Annotated in this window: 20 protein-coding genes and 1 pseudogene; 7 read left to right on the forward strand and 14 right to left on the reverse strand. The window is 64.3% G+C overall.

The annotated features are described in order from the left end of the window. Window positions 1-50: 50 nt before the first annotated feature. A complete protein-coding gene (locus BLR94_RS16400) occupies window positions 51-1,181 on the reverse strand; it encodes a M14 family metallopeptidase (RefSeq protein WP_084307164.1) in 1,131 nt (376 codons plus the stop codon). 215 nt (window positions 1,182-1,396) lie between these two features. Here BLR94_RS16400 and BLR94_RS16405 point away from each other — a divergent pair, with 215 nt between their 5' ends. Then, complete coding sequence (locus tag BLR94_RS16405; protein WP_084307263.1) at window positions 1,397-1,795, forward strand: hypothetical protein; 399 nt, start codon at window positions 1,397-1,399, stop codon at window positions 1,793-1,795. A 95-nt stretch (window positions 1,796-1,890) separates the two neighbouring features. Here the strand turns inward: BLR94_RS16405 and BLR94_RS16410 are convergent, their stop codons facing one another. The 3 genes from BLR94_RS16410 to hppD are packed head-to-tail and all read right to left on the reverse strand — an operon-like array spanning window position 1,891 to window position 5,097. Then, window positions 1,891-2,871: a fumarylacetoacetate hydrolase family protein gene (locus tag BLR94_RS16410; protein ID WP_084307163.1), complete on the reverse strand. Its 981-nt coding sequence runs from the start codon at window positions 2,869-2,871 to the stop codon at window positions 1,891-1,893. After that, the gene (locus BLR94_RS16415) at window positions 2,868-4,010 is read right to left on the reverse strand and encodes a homogentisate 1,2-dioxygenase (RefSeq protein WP_084307162.1); all 1,143 of its coding nucleotides are present in this window, start codon (window positions 4,008-4,010) and stop codon (window positions 2,868-2,870) included. The genes BLR94_RS16410 and BLR94_RS16415 overlap by 4 nt, the downstream gene beginning before the upstream one ends. A gap of 4 nt (window positions 4,011-4,014) precedes the next feature. Then, window positions 4,015-5,097 (reverse strand): 4-hydroxyphenylpyruvate dioxygenase, encoded by a 1,083-nt coding sequence (gene hppD / locus BLR94_RS16420; RefSeq protein ID WP_084307161.1) that lies wholly within the window; start codon window positions 5,095-5,097, stop codon window positions 4,015-4,017. Window positions 5,098-5,382: 285 nt separating this feature from the next. Here hppD and BLR94_RS16425 point away from each other — a divergent pair, with 285 nt between their 5' ends. Beyond that, window positions 5,383-5,994, forward strand: coding sequence for a hypothetical protein (locus BLR94_RS16425; protein ID WP_084307160.1), 612 nt, complete (start codon window positions 5,383-5,385; stop codon window positions 5,992-5,994). A 481-nt stretch (window positions 5,995-6,475) separates the two neighbouring features. Here the strand turns inward: BLR94_RS16425 and BLR94_RS16430 are convergent, their stop codons facing one another. The 3 genes from BLR94_RS16430 to trhO are packed head-to-tail and all read right to left on the reverse strand — an operon-like array spanning window position 6,476 to window position 9,820. Then, the gene (locus tag BLR94_RS16430) at window positions 6,476-8,254 is read right to left on the reverse strand and encodes an ABC transporter ATP-binding protein (RefSeq protein ID WP_084307159.1); all 1,779 of its coding nucleotides are present in this window, start codon (window positions 8,252-8,254) and stop codon (window positions 6,476-6,478) included. Continuing rightward, window positions 8,247-8,879, reverse strand: a complete 633-nt coding sequence (locus tag BLR94_RS16435; protein ID WP_084307158.1) for a DsbA family protein — start codon at window positions 8,877-8,879, stop codon at window positions 8,247-8,249. Before BLR94_RS16435 ends, BLR94_RS16430 begins: the two co-directional genes overlap by 8 nt. Before the next feature lie 2 nt (window positions 8,880-8,881). Then, window positions 8,882-9,820, reverse strand: coding sequence for an oxygen-dependent tRNA uridine(34) hydroxylase TrhO (trhO, locus tag BLR94_RS16440; RefSeq protein ID WP_084307157.1), 939 nt, complete (start codon window positions 9,818-9,820; stop codon window positions 8,882-8,884). Window positions 9,821-10,097: 277 nt separating this feature from the next. Between trhO and BLR94_RS16445 the strand changes: the two genes are divergently transcribed. Further along, complete coding sequence (locus tag BLR94_RS16445) at window positions 10,098-11,111, forward strand: zinc-dependent alcohol dehydrogenase family protein (RefSeq protein WP_084307156.1); 1,014 nt, start codon at window positions 10,098-10,100, stop codon at window positions 11,109-11,111. Window positions 11,112-11,264: 153 nt separating this feature from the next. Here BLR94_RS16445 and BLR94_RS16450 read toward each other — a convergent pair whose 3' ends face one another. Both BLR94_RS16450 and BLR94_RS16455 read right to left on the reverse strand, forming a co-directional pair. Then, on the reverse strand, window positions 11,265-11,570 hold the full coding sequence (locus BLR94_RS16450; RefSeq protein ID WP_084307155.1) for a BolA family protein: 306 nt from the start codon (window positions 11,568-11,570) through the stop codon (window positions 11,265-11,267). A gap of 53 nt (window positions 11,571-11,623) precedes the next feature. Further along, window positions 11,624-12,127 (reverse strand): DUF2059 domain-containing protein, encoded by a 504-nt coding sequence (locus tag BLR94_RS16455; RefSeq protein ID WP_084307154.1) that lies wholly within the window; start codon window positions 12,125-12,127, stop codon window positions 11,624-11,626. 247 nt (window positions 12,128-12,374) lie between these two features. Here BLR94_RS16455 and BLR94_RS16460 point away from each other — a divergent pair, with 247 nt between their 5' ends. The 3 genes from BLR94_RS16460 to BLR94_RS16470 all read left to right on the forward strand — a co-directional run bounded on the left by BLR94_RS16460 (window position 12,375) and on the right by BLR94_RS16470 (window position 15,461). Then, the gene (locus tag BLR94_RS16460) at window positions 12,375-13,385 is read left to right on the forward strand and encodes a DUF2804 domain-containing protein (RefSeq protein ID WP_084307153.1); all 1,011 of its coding nucleotides are present in this window, start codon (window positions 12,375-12,377) and stop codon (window positions 13,383-13,385) included. Window positions 13,386-13,453: 68 nt separating this feature from the next. Continuing rightward, window positions 13,454-14,848, forward strand: coding sequence for a class II fumarate hydratase (locus BLR94_RS16465; RefSeq protein ID WP_084307152.1), 1,395 nt, complete (start codon window positions 13,454-13,456; stop codon window positions 14,846-14,848). After that, window positions 14,841-15,461: an NAD(P)H-dependent oxidoreductase gene (locus tag BLR94_RS16470; protein WP_084307151.1), complete on the forward strand. Its 621-nt coding sequence runs from the start codon at window positions 14,841-14,843 to the stop codon at window positions 15,459-15,461. Before BLR94_RS16465 ends, BLR94_RS16470 begins: the two co-directional genes overlap by 8 nt. A gap of 560 nt (window positions 15,462-16,021) precedes the next feature. Here the strand turns inward: BLR94_RS16470 and BLR94_RS16475 are convergent. From BLR94_RS16475 to pcaH, 4 genes are read right to left on the reverse strand one after another with little or no spacing between them, the layout of a single operon-like run. Next, complete coding sequence (locus BLR94_RS16475; RefSeq protein ID WP_084307150.1) at window positions 16,022-16,963, reverse strand: AEC family transporter; 942 nt, start codon at window positions 16,961-16,963, stop codon at window positions 16,022-16,024. A 4-nt stretch (window positions 16,964-16,967) separates the two neighbouring features. Beyond that, on the reverse strand, window positions 16,968-18,098 hold the full coding sequence (gene zapE, locus BLR94_RS16480; protein ID WP_084307149.1) for a cell division protein ZapE: 1,131 nt from the start codon (window positions 18,096-18,098) through the stop codon (window positions 16,968-16,970). Further along, the gene (pcaG, locus tag BLR94_RS16485; RefSeq protein WP_084307148.1) at window positions 18,088-18,696 is read right to left on the reverse strand and encodes a protocatechuate 3,4-dioxygenase subunit alpha; all 609 of its coding nucleotides are present in this window, start codon (window positions 18,694-18,696) and stop codon (window positions 18,088-18,090) included. Before pcaG ends, zapE begins: the two co-directional genes overlap by 11 nt. A 10-nt stretch (window positions 18,697-18,706) precedes the next feature. Next, the gene (pcaH, locus tag BLR94_RS16490) at window positions 18,707-19,426 is read right to left on the reverse strand and encodes a protocatechuate 3,4-dioxygenase subunit beta (protein ID WP_084307147.1); all 720 of its coding nucleotides are present in this window, start codon (window positions 19,424-19,426) and stop codon (window positions 18,707-18,709) included. A 364-nt stretch (window positions 19,427-19,790) separates the two neighbouring features. Here pcaH and BLR94_RS27985 point away from each other — a divergent pair. Further along, a pseudogene (locus tag BLR94_RS27985) lies at window positions 19,791-20,591 on the forward strand (DUF1838 family protein). Here the strand turns inward: BLR94_RS27985 and BLR94_RS16505 are convergent. Beyond that, window positions 20,542-20,895 (reverse strand): integrase core domain-containing protein (locus tag BLR94_RS16505; protein ID WP_139207443.1); only part of this gene is annotated, 354 nt, incomplete at its 5' end. The pseudogene BLR94_RS27985 and the gene BLR94_RS16505 overlap by 50 nt on opposite strands.

The raw sequence follows: 20,895 nt of genomic DNA on the forward strand, positions 1-20,895 counted from the left end.
CCGGCCGCGCCTGCCCGCGATGACAAGGCTGCTTGCACGAGCAGGTCTGCTCAGCGCAAGCGATCGACCATCTCCGCCACCACGTCGAGTATGTCGCCGGCCAGCCTCATCGAACGCTCACCGTTCCAGCCGGTCAGCGGATCAGGTGTGTCGTCGTGATCCTTGAACGGCATCTCCAGGGTGAATGACAGGCAGTCGAACGCCTGCCCAACCGCGTTGCAGGCCAGTGCCGTATTGGCCTGGCCCGGTGCACTGCGCGGGTAACCGAAGCGCGTCTGGAACTCGGCACCGCGCTCGACCAGACGGCTGCGGAACTCATGCTCCAGCGCCTCCAATCGCGCGGAGAACCCGGGATTGCCCTCACAGCCTGCGGTGAACACATGGGGAATTTCTTCGTCCCCGTGAATATCGAGAAACAGATCCACCCCCACCTCGCGCATGGCCTGCTGCACGAAGAACACCTCCGGGCTGCGCTCGATGCTGGCGGACTGCCAGGCACGGTTGAGATCCTGCCCCGCAGCGTTGGTGCGTAGATGGCCACGGAATGCACCGTCCGGGTTCATGTTCGGTACCAGATAGAGATCGCCCTGTTGCAGCAGAGCATCCAGAATGACGTCGCTGCTGTCCTGCAGACGGCGGACGATGCCCTCCATGAACCACTCGGCCATGTGCTCGCCCGGGTGCTGCTGGGCGATGATCCACACCTTGCGGTTCGCCTGCGCATGGCGGTGCACCCGCAGCAGCTCGATGTTTCGCCCCTCGATGCTGCGCCCACAGCCATGCAGCTCGACGCCCGGCAGGGCCAGCGCCAGGGCGATCTGGTCGTCGTGCCGCTGGCGGCTGTAGGGCTCGAAATAGGCGAACCAGATTTGCTCATGCTCGGGTTCCAGGCCGAAGTTCAGGGCGCCATCCTCGAAGCGGCTCGGCACGCGGAACCAGGTACGCTGGTCGTACGAGGCCACCGCCTGATAACCCGTCCAGGCGCGGCTGTAGGCCGACTGCCCGGCGTTGGTGATGCTGAAATCGTGACGCACACCCGGTGTCAGGCCATCGACCTGGAAATGGAACCACTGGAAATGCTCGCTGTTGAGGTCCTTGCGCATGGCCAGCAACACCTTGTGCGGGTCGCTGGCGTCCTCCACGAGGATGTTGCCGCTATCGAAATTCGAGCTGATCTTCATCACTGCTCCCAGACCTGTTGACGATTTTCCGACGCCATCATGTGCAATGGCCGCTGGCTGCAATGGGAACGTGGCCGACGTCTCCGGCCACACCCGCTGCTTGACGCTCGACCCCAGCATCGCATTTTCCGCGCCAGGGGACATGCGGATGATTGCAGAGTGGTGTGGCGCAGCTCACACTGCAGCCTCGATTTTTTCTGATATTCGGAGCCACCGTGTCCCTAGCCGATGATCAACAACGTCAGCGCGTGCTGGCTGCCAGCGAAGCGCACGACTGCACGGTCTATCGCCCGGATGAAGACGATGCCGAGGACGAAGAACGGGACATGGGTGATGCCAAGGTGCTGTTCACCGGGCCTTTCGAGCCCCCCCGGGAATGGGACGCCGCCGAGCGCGACGACTACTTCGATGGTAGCGACCCGGCGCTGTTCGTTAATGCGCTGGTCGCCTGCGAGGCCACGCCGGGCTCCAAGGCGTTTTTCACGCCACAGGCCGGTGACTACCTGGCGACCATGTCGGCCGCCGGCAAGGTCGTGATGTACTTCGTCTGCGAGCGTGTGGACGATGAGCAGGGCTCCAGCTTCGTACTGATTCGCGACGAAGACAGCGACTGAGGCACTCGGCCCGCGACGGGGAAACGCCTCGCCCAGCCGGATGGCCCGCAAGCCAGAGCGTCTCGTCGACAGCGAATCGCCCCTGGACGGCTAGCCTAGCCGTAGCGCTCGATCTGTTGGTCGATGGCACCGAAGATACTGGCGCCAGCGGCATCGAACATCTCGATGCGCACCCGGTCGCCGAACCTGAGGAACGGGGTTTTCGCCTCGCCCTGTTCGAGCACCTCCAGCATGCGTCTCTCGGCCAGGCAACTGGAGCCCGCGCTGCGGTCGTAGTTGGAGACGGTGCCCGAACCGATGAGGGTGCCGCTGCCCAGGGGACGGGTACGGGCGGCGTGGGCAATCAGCGTCGGGAAGTCGAAGGTCATGTCGGTGCCGGCGTCGGGCTGGCCGAACAGCTGGTCGTTGATATGCGACACCAGTGGCCGATGCACCCGCCCCTCACGCCAGCTCTCGCCCAGCTCGTCCGGGGTGACCGCCACCGGTGAGAAGCTCGACGACGGCTTGCTCTGGTAGAAGCCGAAGCCCTTGGCCAGCTCACCGGGAATCAGGTTGCGCAGCGACACGTCGTTGACCAGCAGCAGCAACTGCACATGCCCGAGCGCCTGGGCAGGCGTGATGCCCATCGGCACGTCATCGGTGATCACCGCCAGTTCGGCTTCCAGATCGATGCCCCAGGTTTCGTCACCCAGGCGGATCGGCGCGTGGGGCGCAATGAAGGCATCCGAACCGCCCTGGTACATCAGCGGCTCGTGCCAGAACGACTCGGGCATCTCGGCACCGCGGGCCTTGCGCACCAGCTCGACATGATTGACGTAGGCACTGCCATCGGCCCAATGATAGGCGCGTGGCAGCGGGCTGTGGCAATCGCGCTGGTCGAAGTCGAACGCGCTGGCCTCCAGGCCATCAATGAGACGCTGGTAGACCGCCTCCAGTTGCGGCCGCACGCTCGCCCATTGATCCAGGGCAGCCTGCAGCGTGTGGGCGATCTGCGGCACGCGAACGGCATGCGACAGATCGCGGGAAACGACCACCAGCACGCCATCACGGCCCTGGTTCAGTGATGCCAGTTTCATCGGGACTCCTTGCCCGGCGCACGCCAGGAATTCACGTACTCGGCTACGTCCACCGCAGCGGCGGCGTCGGCCACCTCCAGGGCGCGGCGCGTATCGATCATCACCGCCACCTCATTGGTGAAGGTGGCTGGGTCGGCCTGCGCCTTCTTCAGGGCCTTGGGGTGCGGGCCATGGGGGAAGCCGCAGGGATGCAGGGTGACCATCCCGGCTTCGATGTTGTCACGGCTGAAGAAGTTGCCGCGGTGATAGAACAGCACTTCGTCGTAGTCATCGTTGTTGTGGAAGAACGGCACCTTGAGTGCGCCGGGGTCGGACTCCACCGGCCGCGGCGTGAAGGTGCAGACCACGAAGCCGTTGGCCACGAAGGTGGTGTGTACCGACGGTGGCAGGTGGTAGCGATGGCTCACCAGCGGCCGGATATCCCGCCAGTTGAGGCGCACCACGGTGTTGTCGCCGTGCCAGCCCACCACGTCCAGCGGGTTGTAGGGGTAGGTCACGGTGCTGATCTGGCCCTGCCGCTTGATGCGGATCTGCCAGGTGCGCTCGTCCTGCTGGGCCTTGAAGGCCTCATCGAGATGCGGGTGATCGAGCACCGCCGGATCGAAGATCGCCTGGGGCCCGAGCAGCCCCTTGTCGGGGAGCTGGTAGGCGCCATCGGTGTTTTCGATCAGCAGGAAATGGCTGGGCGCCGTTGGCTCGATGCGCCAGGCGGTGCCACGGGGGATCACCAGGTAGTCGCCATCGCGGTACTCCAGGTGCCCGAAATCACAGTAGAAGTGCCCTGCGCCGTCGTGCACGAACAGCAGTTCGTCGCCGTCGCTGTTGCGCACCAGGTGGCCCATGGCGCCGGCGGTCTTCCACACGCGCAGGCGGATATCGGCGTTGTGCAGAGCCAGCGGCGCCTGCAGCGGGCAGTCGTGTTCGCTGGCAATCCGGTTGAAGTCGAAGGCATGGGGCCGCAACGGCCCCTGCCAGTCGACCCAGCCGGTGGGCGGGTGCTTGTGGTGCAGGTGGGTCACGGGGCCGAAGAAACCCTCGCGGCCCATTTCCCGCTCGTAGGTCTCGGCCGGCAAGTCGCAGTGCGCCTGGCGCGAGTGCTCGCCCTCACGCAGGGGAAAGCTGATCCATTTGCGGCTCATGGCTTCACTCCTCGCTGATCACACCACGACGCAATTGATCCTCTTCGATGGATTCGAACAGGGCCTTGAAATTACCCTCGCCGAAGCCCTGATTGCCCTTGCGCTGGATGATCTCGAAGAAGATCGGACCGATCACCGTGTTGGTGAAGATCTGCAGCAGGATGCCATCATCGTCCGGCGCACCGTCGATCAGCAGGCTCAGCTCACGCAGCACGTCCAGTGGCTCGCTATGCCCGGCCACGCGCTGGTCGACCTTCTCGTAATAGGTGTCCGGCGTGCTCATGAAGGCTACGCCGTTGGCCTGCAGCTTGCGCACGGTGGCGTAGATGTCGTCGGTGGCCAGGGCGATATGCTGAATACCCTCGCCGTGGTACTCGCGGATGAATTCCTCGATCTGCGACTGGTCGTCCGCCGACTCGTTGATGGGTATGCGGATCTTCCCGCAGGGCGCGGTCATGGCCCGGGATACCAGGCCGGTGAGCTTGCCTTCGATATCGAAGTAACGGATCTCGCGAAACCCGGCGATGCGCTCGTAGAAGCTCGACCAGACGTCCATCTGCCCACGCTTCACGTTATGGGTGAGGTGATCGATCATCTGCAGGCCGACGGCGTTGTCGTCCGCGCCACGGCCTTCGATGAACTCGAAGTCCACGTCGTAGATACTGTGCGTGCCGTAGCGGTCGACCAGGTACAGCAGCGAGCCACCGATGCCCTCGACACAGGGGATGTTCAGCTCGCCGAAGTTGGCGTGGCTGCCGACCAGGGTAGCGCCCTGCTCCTCCACATAGGCGGCGGCCTGGGCAGCATTGCACACCCGGAAGGCCATGGCGCAGGCGCTCGGCCCGTGCTGCTCGGCGAAGGCATGTACATGGCCGGTCGGGCTGCCATTGAGGACGAAGTTGATAGCGTGCTGCTGGAACAGCCATACCGGCTTGCTGCGGTGCCTGGCCGTCTCGGTGAAGCCCATGGCGGCAAACAACTGGCGCAGTTGCTCGATGCCTTCGGGGGTGGGCGCGGTGAATTCGACGAACTCGAAACCGTCGGTTCCGATGGGGTTGTGCTGTTCGATCCTGGCCACGGCGTTCATGGGGGTGTCCTCGTTGTCGTCATGGCTTGATGACAGGCCAGAAAGGCGCTGCCGGCAAGACCTGCCGGGCCAGCGCTGGCTGCCGGCGACGCCAGGTGGTGGCAACGGATCGATACACCGCGGGTGCGTCGGCAAAGGGTCGCGGCGCCCGAGCCGCCCCTGCGTAAACCTTTGTTTACAGCACGGTCGGTTTCGCTGCCGACGAGATGATGGCCCAATGACAGGCAGATGATCGCAAACGTGCCAGAATGACAGCATCCACGCCGAACCCATCACGAGGCCGCCATGAGCAGTGATACGCCTTCCGAAGCCGAGAGCCCGCCAGCCGCGTTCGATATCGCGCCCGAGAGCGACGAAGAACGCCTGGCCAAGCTGGAAAAAGCCAACCGCCTCAACCGTCTACTGATCTTCGCACTGGCGCTGCTGCTGTTCATCGTACTGTCCAGCCTGGCCACTTCTGCGGTAGTCAAGATGCTGGCCGATGCGCCGCCCCCCTTCGATCCCGAGGCATTCGCCGCCTTGCAGCACCGTGCCGAAGAGCTGGAGACCGAGCTGGCCGCCCTCAAGCAGGAACAGGCGCGCCAGGACGCCCTGCTGAAGCTGGTCGCCACGCCTGCTTCCGCGCCTCCCGCGCCAGCGGCGGCCACACCGGCAGCGGCGCCCTCTCAGGACATCGCGGCCTTGAAGCTGATGGGCCGTACCCTGCTGGGCCAGGAGCAGAGTTTCCAGCAGAGCCTGCAGGCGCTGAAGAATGGCATGCGCGACCTGGCCGACATGATCCCGGGCTCGCGCAGTTGGCTGGACGATTACAACGAAGAACTCGACAAGGCCGTCAACGCCAGCGTGCAACGCAGCAAGGCGGTTCAGCAATGGGGCAGCAAACTGCCGCATGAGTAGTGCTTGGGTCCAGTCGCCCGGCGTCGGGTGCGGTGCCACCCAGGTGACGACCCGGGATCGCTGCGTTCGCCTGCAGGCTATGGGCTGGCGGATCACCTCGGGCCATGGGGCGAGCGACGCCGGTGATGCGACAGGCCGCAACCCCATCGCCGGCCAACGTGTTTCTGCGCGGTGTAGATACCGTCTCGCCCGTTACCTCGCAAGCGCCAATTCGGTATCCATTGAGTAGGGTGGACGACGCTTTATCCGTCCACCACTCGGTAACCTTGGTGGTGAATGAAAACAGCGCCATCCACCCTGCATGGATGAGCACAGCCATGTAGATACCGTCTCGCCCGTTACCTCGCAAGCGCCAATTCGGTATCCATTGAGTAGGGTGGACGACGCTTTATCCGTCCACCACTCGGTAACCTTGGTGGTGAATGAAAACAGCGCCATCCACCCTGCATGGATGAGCACAGCCATGCAGGGCTGGGCCCGCTCAGTGCTGCAGATTGCCATAAAGCTTGGCGTACAGGCCGCCTTCGGCGATCAGTTGGCGGTGGTCGCCGTCTTCGGCGACGCTGCCGCCGTCGAATACCAGCACCCGATCGGCCTGCTTCACCGCGCTCAGGCGGTGGGCGATGATCAGCGTGGTGCGGCCGCGGAGGAACTGAGCCAGCGCTTCGTGCAGGGCGTATTCGGTCGCAGCGTCCAGCGCCGATGTGGCTTCGTCGAGTATCACCACCTTCGGCTCGGCGAGCACCATCCGGGCAATCGCCAGGCGTTGCCGCTGGCCCCCGGAGAGGCGCACGCCGGAGCGGCCGACCACGGTGTCCAGGCCTTGCGGCAACTGGCGGATGGTCTGCGCCAACTGGGCGATGCCCAGTGCCTGCCAGCAGGCTTCGTCACTGCGTTCGCGGCCCATGCACAGGTTGGCGCGTACGGTGTCGTTGAACAGCGCGGGATGCTGCAGCACCACCGCCACCTGCTCGCGAATGGCCGGCAGGCCGATCTCTTGCTGACTGCAGCCGCCAAACCGGATCAGCCCCGCCTGGGGCGTGTACAGGCCCAGCAGCAGTTGCACCAGCGTACTCTTGCCACCACCACTGGCCCCCACGATGGCGACCTTCTCGCCGGGCGCGATGGACAGGTTGAGCCCCGTCAGCACCGGGTCCTCGCCGTAGGAAAAGGTCAGATCGCGGATATCGATTCCGACGGTTTCACGGCCCTCGAACGGATCGGCGCCGCCCACATACTCCGGCTCGTCACGGCGCCCGAGCAGTTCGTTGATGCGTGCCAGCGCGCCACCGGCGGCATAGAAGGCATACTGCAGGCTGAGCAGTTGCTCCACTGGACCGATCATGAACCACAGGTAGCTGAACACCGCGAGCATCTGGCCGATGGACAGGTCGGAGAACAGCACGGTGAGCATCGCCGCGGCCCGAAACACGTCGATGCCGAATTGGAACAACAGGCCACTGGCGCGATTCGAGGCGTCGGTCTTCCACTGCGAGGCCACGGCATAATCGCGCACTTCACGGGCACGCCCGCCAAGGCGGCCGAGAAAGTAGCCCTGGCGATTGCCGGCGCGCACTTCCTGGATCGAGTCGAGGGTTTCAGTCAGCGCCTGGGTGAAGCGCGAGGTGCTGTCGTTCTCGAGCTTTTTCAAGTGTTTGACGCGCTTGCCCAACTGCACCGTGGCGTAGATCACCAGCGGATTGAACAGCAGGATCAGTAGCGCCAGCTTCCAGTGCATCCACAGCAGAATTCCCGAAGTACCGGCCAGGGTCAGCACGCCGACCAGGAAGCGGCTCAGGGTCTCGCCGATGAATTTGTCCAGGGTGTCGAGATCGGTGACCAGGTGAGTGGTCACCATACCGCTGCCGAGGCTTTCGTACTCGGCCAGGGAGATCCGCTTGAGGCGCTCGATCAAACGGATGCGGATGCGATAGACGATGTCTTTGGAGAGCCGCGCGAACAGCCGCGCCTGCACCACGTTGAAGATCAGCGCGCCGCTGCGCAGCACGAAGGTCAGCGCCAGCATCAGCAGGATGTAGCCGACTGCGCTCTGCCAGCCCGCAGGCAGGAAGTTGTCCATCACCTCGAGCGCTGAATTGCCGTCCCCCAGCAGCACTTCGTCGACCAGCAACGGCAGCAGCAAAGGGATCGGCACACTGCACAGGGTCGCCAGCACGGCGACCAGGTTGGCCAGGATCAGCCCACGCTTGTGGCGCAAGGCCAGGCGACGGATTTCCACCCAGCTCAGGCGATCAACCATCGATGGCGTGCTCCAGCCAGCGCGCGAGCAGTGGCGACAGGGCATCGAGTGGCTGGTAACCGTTGGTGAGCAACGCCAGGCGCCCGCCCTGCTCGGCCAGCAGGGTCGGGAAGCCGGCAATGCCGAGATCCTGCACCCAGCTGAAATCAGCAGCGGTGGCCCTGTGCTGTGCTTCGCTGTCGAAGGCCTCGGCGAACTCGATTCGCGGGATACCGACCCCTTCGGCCAACCGCACCAGGGTGGTTGCCTGGGTCACGTCCGCGCCCTCCTGGTAGAAGGCCTGCTGGATGCGCCGCGCCATCGGCCAGGCGCTCTGCGGGTCGAGGCCGCGCACGGTGACCACCGCTCGACAGGCCGCTTCGGTATCGTAGCGCATGCCCTCGGGCAGCCCGGCGTCGAAGTCGAACAGCTGACCGGTGCTGGCGTTGACCGCCTGCCAGTAGCTCAGGTAACGCACCCGCGCGGCGGCATCGATGGCCACCTGATCACGGCGCAGGCCACCGAGCACCAGCTCCATCGGCACACCGCGCTCGGCGGCCTGAGCGGCCAGCGCTTCGACCACCGGCGCGAAACCCCAGCACCAGGAGCACATCGGATCCATCACATAGAGCAGGCGCGCATGCATCCTCAGGCCTCGTGCCGCTGGCGGGGATTGTTGCCCAGAGGATGGGGCTGATTGCGCACTTTCGCCAGTTCGATCTGACGCTGGCGCTCACGGGCGCCCTCGCGGGTCTTCTCCGGCAGCGTATCCCAGCAGTGCGGGCAGCTCACCCCCGGGCTGAAATATTCGGAGGAGCGGTCCTCGACCGAGACCGGGGTACGGCAGGCGTGGCACTGGTCGTAGTCGCCTTCGCTGAGGTCGTGGCGCACGGTGACGCGGTTGTCGAAGACGAAGCAGTCGCCCTGCCAGCGGGTTTCTTCCTGGGGCACTTCTTCCAGGTATTTGAGGATGCCGCCCCTGAGGTGGTAAACCTCCTCGAAGCCTTCGTTGAGCATGTAGCTGGAGGCCTTCTCGCAGCGGATGCCGCCGGTGCAGAACATCGCCACCTTCTTGTGCTTGCTGGGGTCGAAATGCTCGCGAATGTAAGCCGGAAACTCGCGAAAGGACTTGGTCTGCGGGTCGATGGCGCCTCTGAAGGTGCCGATCGATACTTCGTAATCGTTGCGCGTATCGATCAGCAGCACGTCGGGGTCGGCGATCAACGCGTTCCAGTCCCTGGGTTCGACGTAGGTGCCGACGCGCTGGTTGGGATCGACGCCCGGCACGCCCAGGGTGACGATTTCCTTCTTCAGCTTGACCTTGGTGCGATAGAACGGCTGCTCGGCGCAATAGGACTCCTTGTGGTCGACATCGGCCAGACGCGGGTCGAGGGCGAACCAGGCGAACAGGCCATCGATGCCTTCACGGCTGCCGGAAACGGTACCGTTGATGCCCTCTTCGGCGAGCAGCAGGGTGCCCTTGATGCCATTGGCTACCAGGGTATCGAGCAAGGGTTGGCGCAGCGCCTGGTAGTCCGGCAGGGAGACGAACTTGTAGAGCGCCGCCACGACGATGTTGTCGGTCATGTCACTGTCCTTCAGTAGTCGCCCTCGCAAAGGGCGGACTGGGTACGAAATCGGAGCCGTTTCAGCGAAGCATGGCACTGCCCGATGGCGTCGCCGGGGCATGGCGCGATGCGCTGCAGAAATGGGCCGTGCAGTTTACTTGTCTTGAACGCTCAGGTGTAGTGGAACGCTCAGTAGCGAGGGTGGTCGAGAGAGAAGCGCGGCGATTCCCTGCCGCAACCGATCGTCACAGCTGGGGCGCTGTTAGAAGCCGCCCCAGCGCCAAGAGGAGCAGCCCATGAAAGCCGTCGTCGTTCGCAGCCCCGGAGGCCTGGACAAGATCGAGGTGACCGATATCGCCGATACCGGTCAGCCAGGGCCGGGGCAGATCCGCGTGGCCCTGCACGCCAGCTCGCTGAATTTTCACGACCTGCTGGTGGCCAATGGCAGCATTCCCACGGCCGACGGCCGGGTGCTGATGTCCGACGGTGCCGGCGTGGTCGAAGCCGTGGGCGACGGGGTCAGCGAGTTTCAGGTGGGCGACCACGTGGTTTCCGGCTTCTTTCCCCAGTGGTCGGACGGCGAGGCGCTGGCCCCGGTCAGCAACTTCGCCGGCACGCCGGGCGACGGCATCGACGGGTTCGCCACCCAGTACGCGGTGCGCGCCGCCAGCGCCTTCACCCATGCGCCGCGCGGCTGGAGCCATGCCGAAGCGGCGACCATCACCACCGCCGGGCTGACCGCGTGGCGGGCACTGGTCGTCGATGGTGGGCTCAAAGCCGGTGACAGCGTGCTGATACTGGGCAGCGGCGGCGTATCCATCGCCGCCCTGCAGATCGCCAGGATGATGGGCGCAACGGTGATCGCCACCTCCTCGTCCGACGAGAAACTCGAGCGCCTGCGCAAACTCGGTGCCGATCACACCATCAACTATCGACAGACCCCGGAATGGGGCAAGCGGGTGCTGGAGCTGACCGATGGGCGTGGCGTCGATCAGGTGGTCGAAGTCGGCGGCCCGGGCACCCTGGCGCAATCGATCGGCGCCGTTCGTGTCGGCGGTCATATCGCCCTGATCGGCGTGCTGACCGGACGCCAGGGCGAGGTGCCGACCTCGGTGCTGATGGCCAAACAGGTGCGCCTGCAAGGGTTGATCGTCGGCAGTCGCCGTCACCAGCAGGATTACATCCGGGCGCTGGAACGCTCCGGCGTGCGCCCGATCCTCGACCGCAGCTTCGCACTGGAGAACCTTGCCGACGCCTTTCGCCTGCAGGAAAGTGGCAGTCATTTCGGCAAGATCGTGGTCGAGTGGTAATTGCCAGGCCGTCGTAGCCCGCGGTTGAGCGAAGCGATACCCGGGCAGGCTGTCGAACAGCGCGCCGGCTGGTTCGCCCGCTACTGTCGGTGCCGATGGCCTGGTGGCTCGGCGGGGCACGCTCCCTAAGGGGCAGAGCCTTGCCGCCCAGCATCAATGATCGTGCTTGCTACCGCCACGGCAGGTGGGCGAGTCCGGGGCCATTCCCTGGGCGGACCATTCCTCGGGGGTGTAGGTGTGCAACGCCAGGGCGTGCACCTGGCTCATCAGCTCACCGAGCGCGCCGTACACCTTCTGGTGGCGCTTGACGGCATTGAGGCCATCGAACTGCGGGCTGACGATCACCGCCTTATAATGGGTTTCCAGGCCACGGCTGTGCATGTGGCTCTCGTCCAGCACCTCGAGGTGCTCGGGTTGCAAGGCCACGAAGGCAGCCTGGAGGTGTTGGATCTTGGACATCGATTGCTCCACGGATGCAAGCGTGGCCGGCCGGGTGCCGGCCACGGCGGGGGTCAGGGCTTCTTCTTCACACCCAGTTCGCTGCTCATGTCAGCCAACAGCTTGTTCACCGACGGCACCGCGCTCTCCAGCTTGGCCTGGGTGATCTGCGCGGACTGCGCGGTCAGTGCGGGCATCTTCTGCAGAACCTTCTGGCCCAGTGGCGACTGGTAGAAGGTAATCAGTTCCTTGAGTTCCTGCTCACTGAAGTTGCTGGTGTAGAGCTTGACCATATCGGGCTTGAGCTTGTCCCAGCCGACAGCCTTGTCCAGCTCGGCGTTGGCCTTGGCCTGGTAGGTCTCCAGCACCGCCTGCTTGCTTTGCGGGGCCTTGGCCTCGGCGAAGCGCTGGGCAAACATCTGCTGGACCTGGGCGTACACCGGAACGGCGAGCTTGTCGGCATGGGCGAGCTGCAGGAAGCGCTCGGCATCGGCGGCATGGCTGCGGGCATCGGCCAGCACCTGGGTGCTGCCGACAGCCATCAGAGCGGCAATGCAGAGTGCGGGGATACGGGACATCGGGGTACTCCTGATCACAAGGGTGAGGTGCTTTGACAGGCTGCCGCGCAGTTTGTGCCCCAAGGCCGTGCCTCTCAAGCCTTTTCATGCGCATGCCCGGTCGTCAGCTGGCGTCATGGTAACCGCAGCTGCGGCGCAGAATGCCTACTGGCGCACCCTTGCGCCCACGTCCAGAATGCCAGTACTTGTTCCCGCCGCCTGACGCCTGCATGCTCGGCGGCCAACTTCGCACACAGGGATGTGCCTGATGAACAGTCCGTTACTTCCACCGCCGCCGATCCCCCTGTGCGACGCGCGCGGACGCCTCAATCCGGAGGCGGTCGGCTGGTCGCCCCAGCCGCGGGTGGATTGTTCCCTGCCTGGCAACCTGGGGCGCCGCAAGCGCTGGAATCACTGGACCATCAATACCCCCGACTGGACGCTGTCGCTGATCCAGGCCGACATCGATTATGTCGGCTATGGCGCCCTGTACTTTTTCGACCTCGGCAGTGGCCAGCATGTCGCCCACAACCAACTGAGCCTGTTCGCGCGCGGCTGCAGCCTGCCGGATACGCCCCTGGGCAGCCATGCCTTCGAACATTCCAGCCTGCAACTGCATTTCAACCAGTATCCAGGCCGCGTAAGGCTGACCGCCACCTCGGCGGACATTGGCGGCCTGCCCCTGCACCTGGCGCTGGATATCCAGCGAGCTGCCCATCTGGAATCGGTGAATCTGGTCGTACCATTCGGCACCAAAGGGTTTCACGCCACCTGTCGACAGGTCGGCCTGCCGGTCAGTGGCAGTGTTCATCTGGGCGACCGCGAATACCACTGCACCAGCGGGCAGAGCTTCGCGTCGATGGACTTCGGCCGTGGTGTCTGGCCACTCTACAGCCACTGGAGACGAGCGGTATTCGCAGCACCGGGAGGCATCGGTGGCAACTTCGGCGCAGGCTGGACGGATGGCAGCGGCCTGACGGAGAACGCCCTGTGGTTCGGCGGACAGCTGCTGCATCTCGATCAGGCCGTGCACATGCGCCAGATTCAGGACACTCCGTTGGCGCCGTGGAGGCTGTACACCGACGACGGGCAGGTCGACCTGAAATTCACTGCGCGCCAGGCGCATATCGCCAGGCCGCGCCTGGCACTGGGCCTGCTGTATGCCGATACCCGGGAATGGTTCGGCCACTACGACGGGATGCTGCGTGACGCTCAGGGAGAACGGGTGCCGGTCACCGCAGCACAGGGCTGGATGGGCACCTCGAAAACCCGCTGGTAGGCGACTCGCCAGGGGAACGTGTAGCCGTTGTCGTAGCCTAAATGCCTGTACAGCAACGGAGAGCCACCATGAGCCGCACCGAAACCGACAGCATCGGCCCCATCGACGTCCCTGAAGAAGCCTACTGGGGTGCACAGACTCAGCGCTCACGGGTCAATTTCGCGATTGGCGAGGAACGCATGCCCATCGCCGTGGTGCATTCGCTCGCGCTGATCAAGAAAGCCGCTGCGCGCATCAATGACCGTATCGGCGACCTGCCTCCCGATATCGCCAGGCTGATCGAGCAGGCTGCCGACGAGGTGATCGCTGGCCAGCACGACGAGCAGTTCCCGCTGGTGGTCTGGCAGACCGGCAGCGGCACCCAGAGCAACATGAACGTCAATGAAGTGATCGCCGGGCGCGCCAACGAGCTGGCCGGCAACCCGCGTGGCGGCAAGAGCCCGGTGCACCCAAACGACCATGTCAATCGCGCCCAGAGCTCCAACGACTGCTTCCCGACCGCCATGCACATCGCCGCGGTCGGCGCAGTGCAACGCGACCTGCTGCCCGCTCTCGGCGAACTGTCCGAAGCCCTGGCGGATCAGGCCGCGCGCCATAGCCGTCTGGTGAAGACCGGCCGTACGCACATGATGGACGCCACGCCCATCACCTTCGGCCAGGAGCTGTCGGCCTTCGTCGCCCAGCTGGAATACTCGCAGCAGACGATCCGTGCTGCTCTGCCAGCAGTCTGTGAGCTGGCCCAGGGTGGCACGGCAGTGGGCACCGGGCTGAACTCGCCATCCGGCTTCGGCGAAGCCATCGCCGCCGAACTGGCTGCCTTGAGCGGCCTGCCATTGCGCAGCGCGCCGAACAAGTTCGCGGCCCTCGCCGGCCACGAGCCGCTGGCAGCGCTCTCCGGTGCCCTGAAAACCCTGGCCACCACGCTGATGAAGATCGCCAACGACCTGCGCCTGCTCGGCTCCGGCCCGCGCGGTGGTCTTGCCGAAGTACGCCTGCCGGCCAACGAGCCGGGCAGCTCGATCATGCCCGGCAAGGTCAACCCGACCCAGTGCGAAGCGCTGTCCATGCTCGCCTGCCAGGTGATGGGCAACGACGTGACCATCGGCTTCGCGGCCAGCCAGGGGCACCTGCAGCTCAACGTCTACAAGCCGGTGATCATCCACAACGTATTGCAGTCGATTCGCCTGCTGGCCGACGGCTGTCGCAACTTCCGTGAACACTGTATCGTCGGGATGCAACCTGATGAGCAGCGCATGGCGGAGCACCTGGAACGTGGCCTGATGCTGGTCACTGCCCTGAACCCGCATATCGGTTATGACAAGGCTGCCGAGATCGCCAAGAAGGCTTATCAGGACGGCACCACCCTGCGTGAAGCGGCGTTGGCGCTGGGTCATCTGACCGCGGAACAGTTCGACGCCTGGGTTCGCCCGGAAACCATGCTGGAGGCAGGGCAACATGACTGAAACCGCCAAGAGCGGCGCCACCCCACTCGAGGGTGATGGCAAGCGCATCCTGATGATCATCGGTACGCCGAAAAGCGACAGCCTCTGCCATTCGCTGGCAGAGGCTTACGCGCTGGGCGCGCGCACCGAGGGTCATGTGGTGCGGCAGATTCATCTCGGAGCGATCAGCTTCGATCCGGTGCTGCACGAAGGCTATACGCAGAGCCAGGCCCTGGAGCCGGATCTGCTCGAAGCCCAGCGACAGATCCATTGGGCCCAGCACCTGGTGTTCGTCTACCCGGTGTGGTGGGGTGGCCTGCCCGCACTGCTCAAGGGTTTCTTCGACCGCGTGCTGCTGCCGGGCTTCGCCTTCAAGTACCGCAGCGACTCGCAATGGTGGGACAAGCTGCTCAGCGGCCGTACCGCCGACCTGCTGGTGACCCAGGACACCCCGAGCTGGTACTTCCGCTGGATCTATGGCGCACCGGCCCACCGCCAGATGAAGCGCACCATTCTCGGTTTCTGCGGTATCAAGACCCGGCGCCTGGCAGAGTTCTCGCCCGTACGCCCTTCTTCGGAAACCCAGCGTCAGAACTGGCTACGACGCGCCGAGCAGCTTGGCAGCAGGGTATAGAGCCGGAAACGGCCACTCGAACTGGTGGGCTGAAGCCCACCCAACCAGCCCCCAGTAGATGAGCTTCAATCAGTAGGGTGAAGACGCTTTACCTACGCGGCCCAACCCTTGCACCGCTCTTCAATCGCAACGGTGGATAAAAAGAGCGTTGACTGCGCGTCCCGGTCCACCCATGGCTGTGCTCATCCATGTAGGGTGGATGGCGCTGTTTTCATCCACCACCAAGGTTACCGAGTGGTGGACGGATAAAGCGTCGTCCACCCTACGGTTCTCATGCTCTGTGTAGGAGTCAGCAAGTTGTGGGAGCGGGCCGCGCCCGCGATTCGCGCGCATGGCGCGCTCCCACGATCGTAGGTCGACGACGCTTCAGCTGCGTGGCCGATCCGTACCCACCGTTTTACGGTCGCGATGGTGGACAAAAACAGCGTTGTCCACGGCCTGAAATCGGGGATGCCTTTTGATGCCGAATCAGCGCTTGCGAGGTAATGGGCAAGACGGTATCTACATGGCTGCGAGGGGCGCCTGGCGGGCGGCGATCCGCTCCAGTCCAACGTTTGGGCTCAGTCCGGCGTGACGTGGAGGAACATCAGCGCCACGCTGATGGTGAAGAACGACAGCAGGGTGGCCACCAGCAGGGTCGCGCTGCAGCGATCCTCCAGGTCGAAGCGCTGACCGAGGATCGGGAAGATACTCATCATCGGTGAGCAGGCGAACAACACCCCCACCGCCTTCATGACCGGACTGACATCAGGCACCAGCATGAACGCGCAGAGCACCGCCAGCGGATGGATAATCAGCTTGCCGGCGGATATCCACGCGGCGTCGATCCACACGCCACGGGCCTTCATGCCGAACAGCCCGGCCCCGATCACGAACAGCGCCAGCGGCGCCGAGATCCCCGCCAGCATGTCGATGGGCTTGAGCAGCAGCGGCGGAATCTCGATACCCAGCAGCGACACGCAAAGCCCGATGACGATACCGATGATCACCGGGTTTCTCAGCAGTCGCCCGAAGGTCAAGCGCAGTACGCTCAGCCCACCACCGCCCTGCTGCTTGCCGGCTTCGGCCAGTACCAGTGCCAAGGGAATCAGCAGCAGGTTCTCGACCAGCATGCCCATGGCCATGCCCAGCACCGCCGGCGAACCGAAGGCCGCCGCCACCAGGGGATAGCCGATGAAGCCGCTGTTGGACACCGACATGCCCATGGCATTGATCGCCGAACCGGACAGGTTGTCGCGGCGCAGCCAGCGCGAAATGCAGAACGCTGCTGCGAAGGCCACGCAGGAACCCAGGGCATAGGCCATCAGATAGCCGGGAATGAGCGTCTGCTGAATCGGCGAGGTGCCCAGGGTCTTGATCAGCAGCGCCGGCATGGCGAAGGTGATCACGAACGCACCGATGCCACGCACCTGTTCACGATTGAGTACGGCGCTCATGGCGGCGGCATAACCGAGCCCGATGAGCAGAAAGATCGGCGCGGTGATCTGGAAGATTTGCAGCACGGTTTCAGAATTCCTTGTCGCTGACTCCACTGGCATGCCGGCTAGCGCTTTCGATCACGCTGAGCTCACGTGCCTGCAGCTGGCCAAGGCGGCTTCGAGTGCGCCCGAAGTCCTGGTGAGGCGAACCGCGACACAGGCGTTCGAGGCTGGACTCGCTGCACAGCAGCAGGTTCGCGCCGGCATCGTACGCGATATCGATCAGATTGATGAACCGCTGACAGGCGTCGGTGGGTTGCGAATCCAGGGTCGGCACGCCCGTCAGCGCCAGGCGCGGGTAGCGTTGCAGCAGCCAGAGGAAGTCCGCGGTGGAATGGGCATTGCCGCACAGCTCGGCAAACTCCAGCCAGGCGCGGCCGGGAGCCAACGCCCTTACCTGCAGCGGGTGATGATTGACCGTCAGCGATTGATCGCGCTGCGCCTGGTCGTCCAGCGCCAGCCAGGTTTCCAGGTAAGCCAGGCCACCTGCCGATTGTGGCCACAGGTACTCGCCCCAGCACTGCCCGCCACCGGGCAGTTCGCGGTAATCGATACCGGCGTCCAGCGTCAGCACGGTGAAACGCTTTTCGAGCATATCGATGGCGGGCGTGAAGCGTTGCCGGTAGAGCGGATTGGGGCACAGCCCCGCAGGTGCGTAGTTGGAGGTCATCACCAGGCCGACGCCTTCCTCGACCAGCACATCAAGCAGGCGCCGCAGCAGCATGGCATCGCCGATATCGTGGACGTGGAATTCGTCGAAGCACAGCAGGCGGATGTCTTGTGCCAGCGCGCGGATCGCCAGCACCAGAGGATCGGGATGGCCGGCAAAGGCTTTCATGCGCTCCTGCAGCTCCTGCAGGAACGCATGGAAATGCACACGGCGCTTGGCAGTGAAGGGTACGGCGGCGAAGAAGGCATTCATGACGAAGCTCTTGCCGCGCCCCACGCCACCCCACAGGTAAACCCCGGCAGCCGGTTTGCGCAGCCAGCCACGACGCCCGGCGCACCAGCCTTGCAGCCACTGCGCGAGGGTATCGATCGCCTGCTGCTGCTCGCTATCGGCGCGAAAACCGCGGGCCTCGAGCGCCGCCGTGAAGCCCTGATGGATACGCTCGTCGATCTGCTCGACGGGCGTATCCGGCCCTCTGTCAGAAATCAAAAAACACCGTTTCGCCGTCCCCCTGAATGCGGATATCAAATCGGTAGGCCGGCTTGCCGTCAACCTCGCAGCGTTTGGCGACCAGGGTTTCGCGGCGCGATGGCTGCTCGATCAGGCCCAGCACCGGATCCTTGCCATTGGCCTCGGCTTCGTCGTCGAAGTAGATGCGCGTGTGCAGGTGGATGTTGATGCCCCGGGCGAACAGCGAGACGTTGACATGCGGCGCCATCGGCACCCCGGCGGCGTTGTCGACCACGCCGGGCTTGATGGTCTGCACCGTCCATTCGCTGCCGGCATCGAAGGTGGTCGCGGTACGACCGAAGCCGTTGAAGGGTTTGTCCAGATCGTACTCGGTGTCATAGCGGCCCTGATGGTCGGCTTGCCAGAGTTCCAGAAAGGCATCGCGCACCAGGTGGCCGTTGCCATCGTAGACGTGGCCGATCAGGGTGATGTGCTCACCTGGCGCACCGGGGCGGGCCATCTGGTTCCAGATTTCCTGATCGCGGGTCGGGTTGCCGGCAGCGGCCAGCGCCAGGCCGATATGAACGTAAGGGCCGGCGGTTTGCGAAGCGGTTTCGCGCAAGAGTTCGACAGGCATGACAGGCTCCTCAGCGGTTCTCGAAGTGGGTCTTGCGCTGGCCGCGCAGCACGATATCGAAGCGGTAGGCCAGGCAGTCCATCGGGTTGGCCATGCTCATGTCGAGCTTGGCGATCAGCGTCTGTACCGCGTCCGGGTTGGCGATGGCCTTGACGATCGGGCACAGCGGGATCAGCGGGTCCCCTTCGAAATACAGCTGGGTGATCAGTTTGGTCGAGATCGACGGGCCACTGATGGAAAAGTGAATGTGCGCAGGCCGCCAGTCATTCGGGCCATTGCGCCACGGATACGGACCCGGCTTGACGGTGCGAAAGCTGTAGTGGCCTTCGCTGTCGGTCAAGGTTCGGCCCACACCACCGAAGTTCGGATCCAGCGGTGCCAGGTAGCGGTCGTTCTTGTGGCGATAGCGCCCCCCGGCGTTGGCCTGCCACATCTCCACGAAGGTATGCGGGATCGGCTTGCCGTACTGATCCATCACCCGCCCGCAGACCAGGATGCGCTCACCAACCGGCAGGCCACCGTTGTTGAAGTTGAGCAGCAGGTCGTTGTCGTGCTGGCCCATCTTCAGGCGGGTGAAGTCTGGCCCGGTGGTTTCCGAAAGGGATTGCGCAATGCTCACCAACGCCTGGCGCGGTGAGCGCGGGATGGAAGTCTTGTAATCGGGGGTAAAGGCTTTGGGGTGCCAGTTGCGATCACGAATGATGAAACGGCTGGTGTCCTCGACAGGCATGACAGGCTCCGGTTATTGAAATTATGGAGTCGACCCGCCGGCATGGCGCGCGATGCGGGTTCTGCCGTAGATGATCACGCAGGTAACGGCGGTGCGCCCAATGAAAATCAGCCGACCATCCATAACCAATTGGTTATGAATTAAGATTCGATTAATTCCCGACCTACTCTGCGGCCCGAGCGTGGCCGCCCCCTTCAAACAGCAGCGCGATGCACGGGATAATGCCGGGTACTGCATGGCCGTATCCGCAGATCGGCCTCCCATCGAGAGGATCGCGTCCATGTTCACCCCATCGCCCCCCCTGGCGGATGCTCGCCAGCTCGATGTGAGTCAGCCAGCCGATGCGCTGATCGCCCTGCGCAAGATGCAGGGTTCCACCCTCGATGGCAGAGCGGTTCTCTATCACTGGTCGGGGCGAGTCTGGTCACGGGTCGAGGGCGAGACGGATCGCCTGCTGTTCCGGGTCGAAGGTATGAACATCCGCCAGTCCGGCAGCCTGCAGAATCGCGAGCGCGGAGCCGGCTTCCGCCAGGTATCCCGGGAGCTGATGCTCTACCTCGACCCCCTGAGTGGCGAGCCGCTGCATGACTGGCGCAACCCTTGGACGGGCGAAGAGGTGGCCGTCATGCACGTGGCCAACGACCCGGTGAACCTGCCGCCCTGCTTCGAGCGCGATGCCCGCGGGCACCCCTTCGCGGCGCCTTTGCGCATCCAGGGTGAGCGGGCCTTCCTGAGCCTCTAGATCCCACTGCTCTATGACAACCCGTTGGCCGGGAACCACCAGGGCCTGGTGGGCAACCCTTACCACGCCATGGAAATCTTCAACTTCACCGCAGACCGCCAGCAGTTGCTGCGAACCGATACCGACAGCGCCAACGCCAGTGTCGCCTGGGTGCGCATTGCGCCCTGGCTGCCCTTCATGCATATGGGCAACCGACCGGGCCTGATGGTGTTCAACGCTACGGGCCAGCAGGTGCCTGCTATCGCAGACCTGCCGCCCGTACTGCAGGCGGCCATCGCGGCAGAGTATTCCCACTACGTCGCGCCCCCCCCCTGGACGACGAGCGCCCCAACGTCACCAGTTGGACGGCTGCCCGAGACAGGCTCGACAAGGGCTAGGTGTGTAAACCCAGTACGTTGTTCAGTGGAAGTGGCGCGCGACTGATGGGTGGTAGGTAGCCTAGGCTGGCGTGAGGTCGGTGCCAGTTGTAATGATGAAGCCAAGGTAGCAGGTGGGCGGCCCGTTGCTCTGAAGTGTCATAGCTGCAGGCATACGCCCACTCGCGCAAGCTGGTCTGGATGAATCGCTCGGCCTTGCCGTTGGTGCGCGGTGTGTAGGGTTTGGTCCACAGATGACGCAAGCCAAGCCTGCGCACCAAACGCCGGAAGCGCTTGGATCGGTAGCAGACGCCATTGTCGGTCATGATGCGAGTAATCCGTATGCCCAGGCCGCGGTAGTAGCGCAGCGC

It is taken from the genome of Phytopseudomonas flavescens (assembly GCF_900100535.1).
GTDB classification, from domain to species: Bacteria; Pseudomonadota; Gammaproteobacteria; order Pseudomonadales; family Pseudomonadaceae; genus Aquipseudomonas; species Aquipseudomonas flavescens.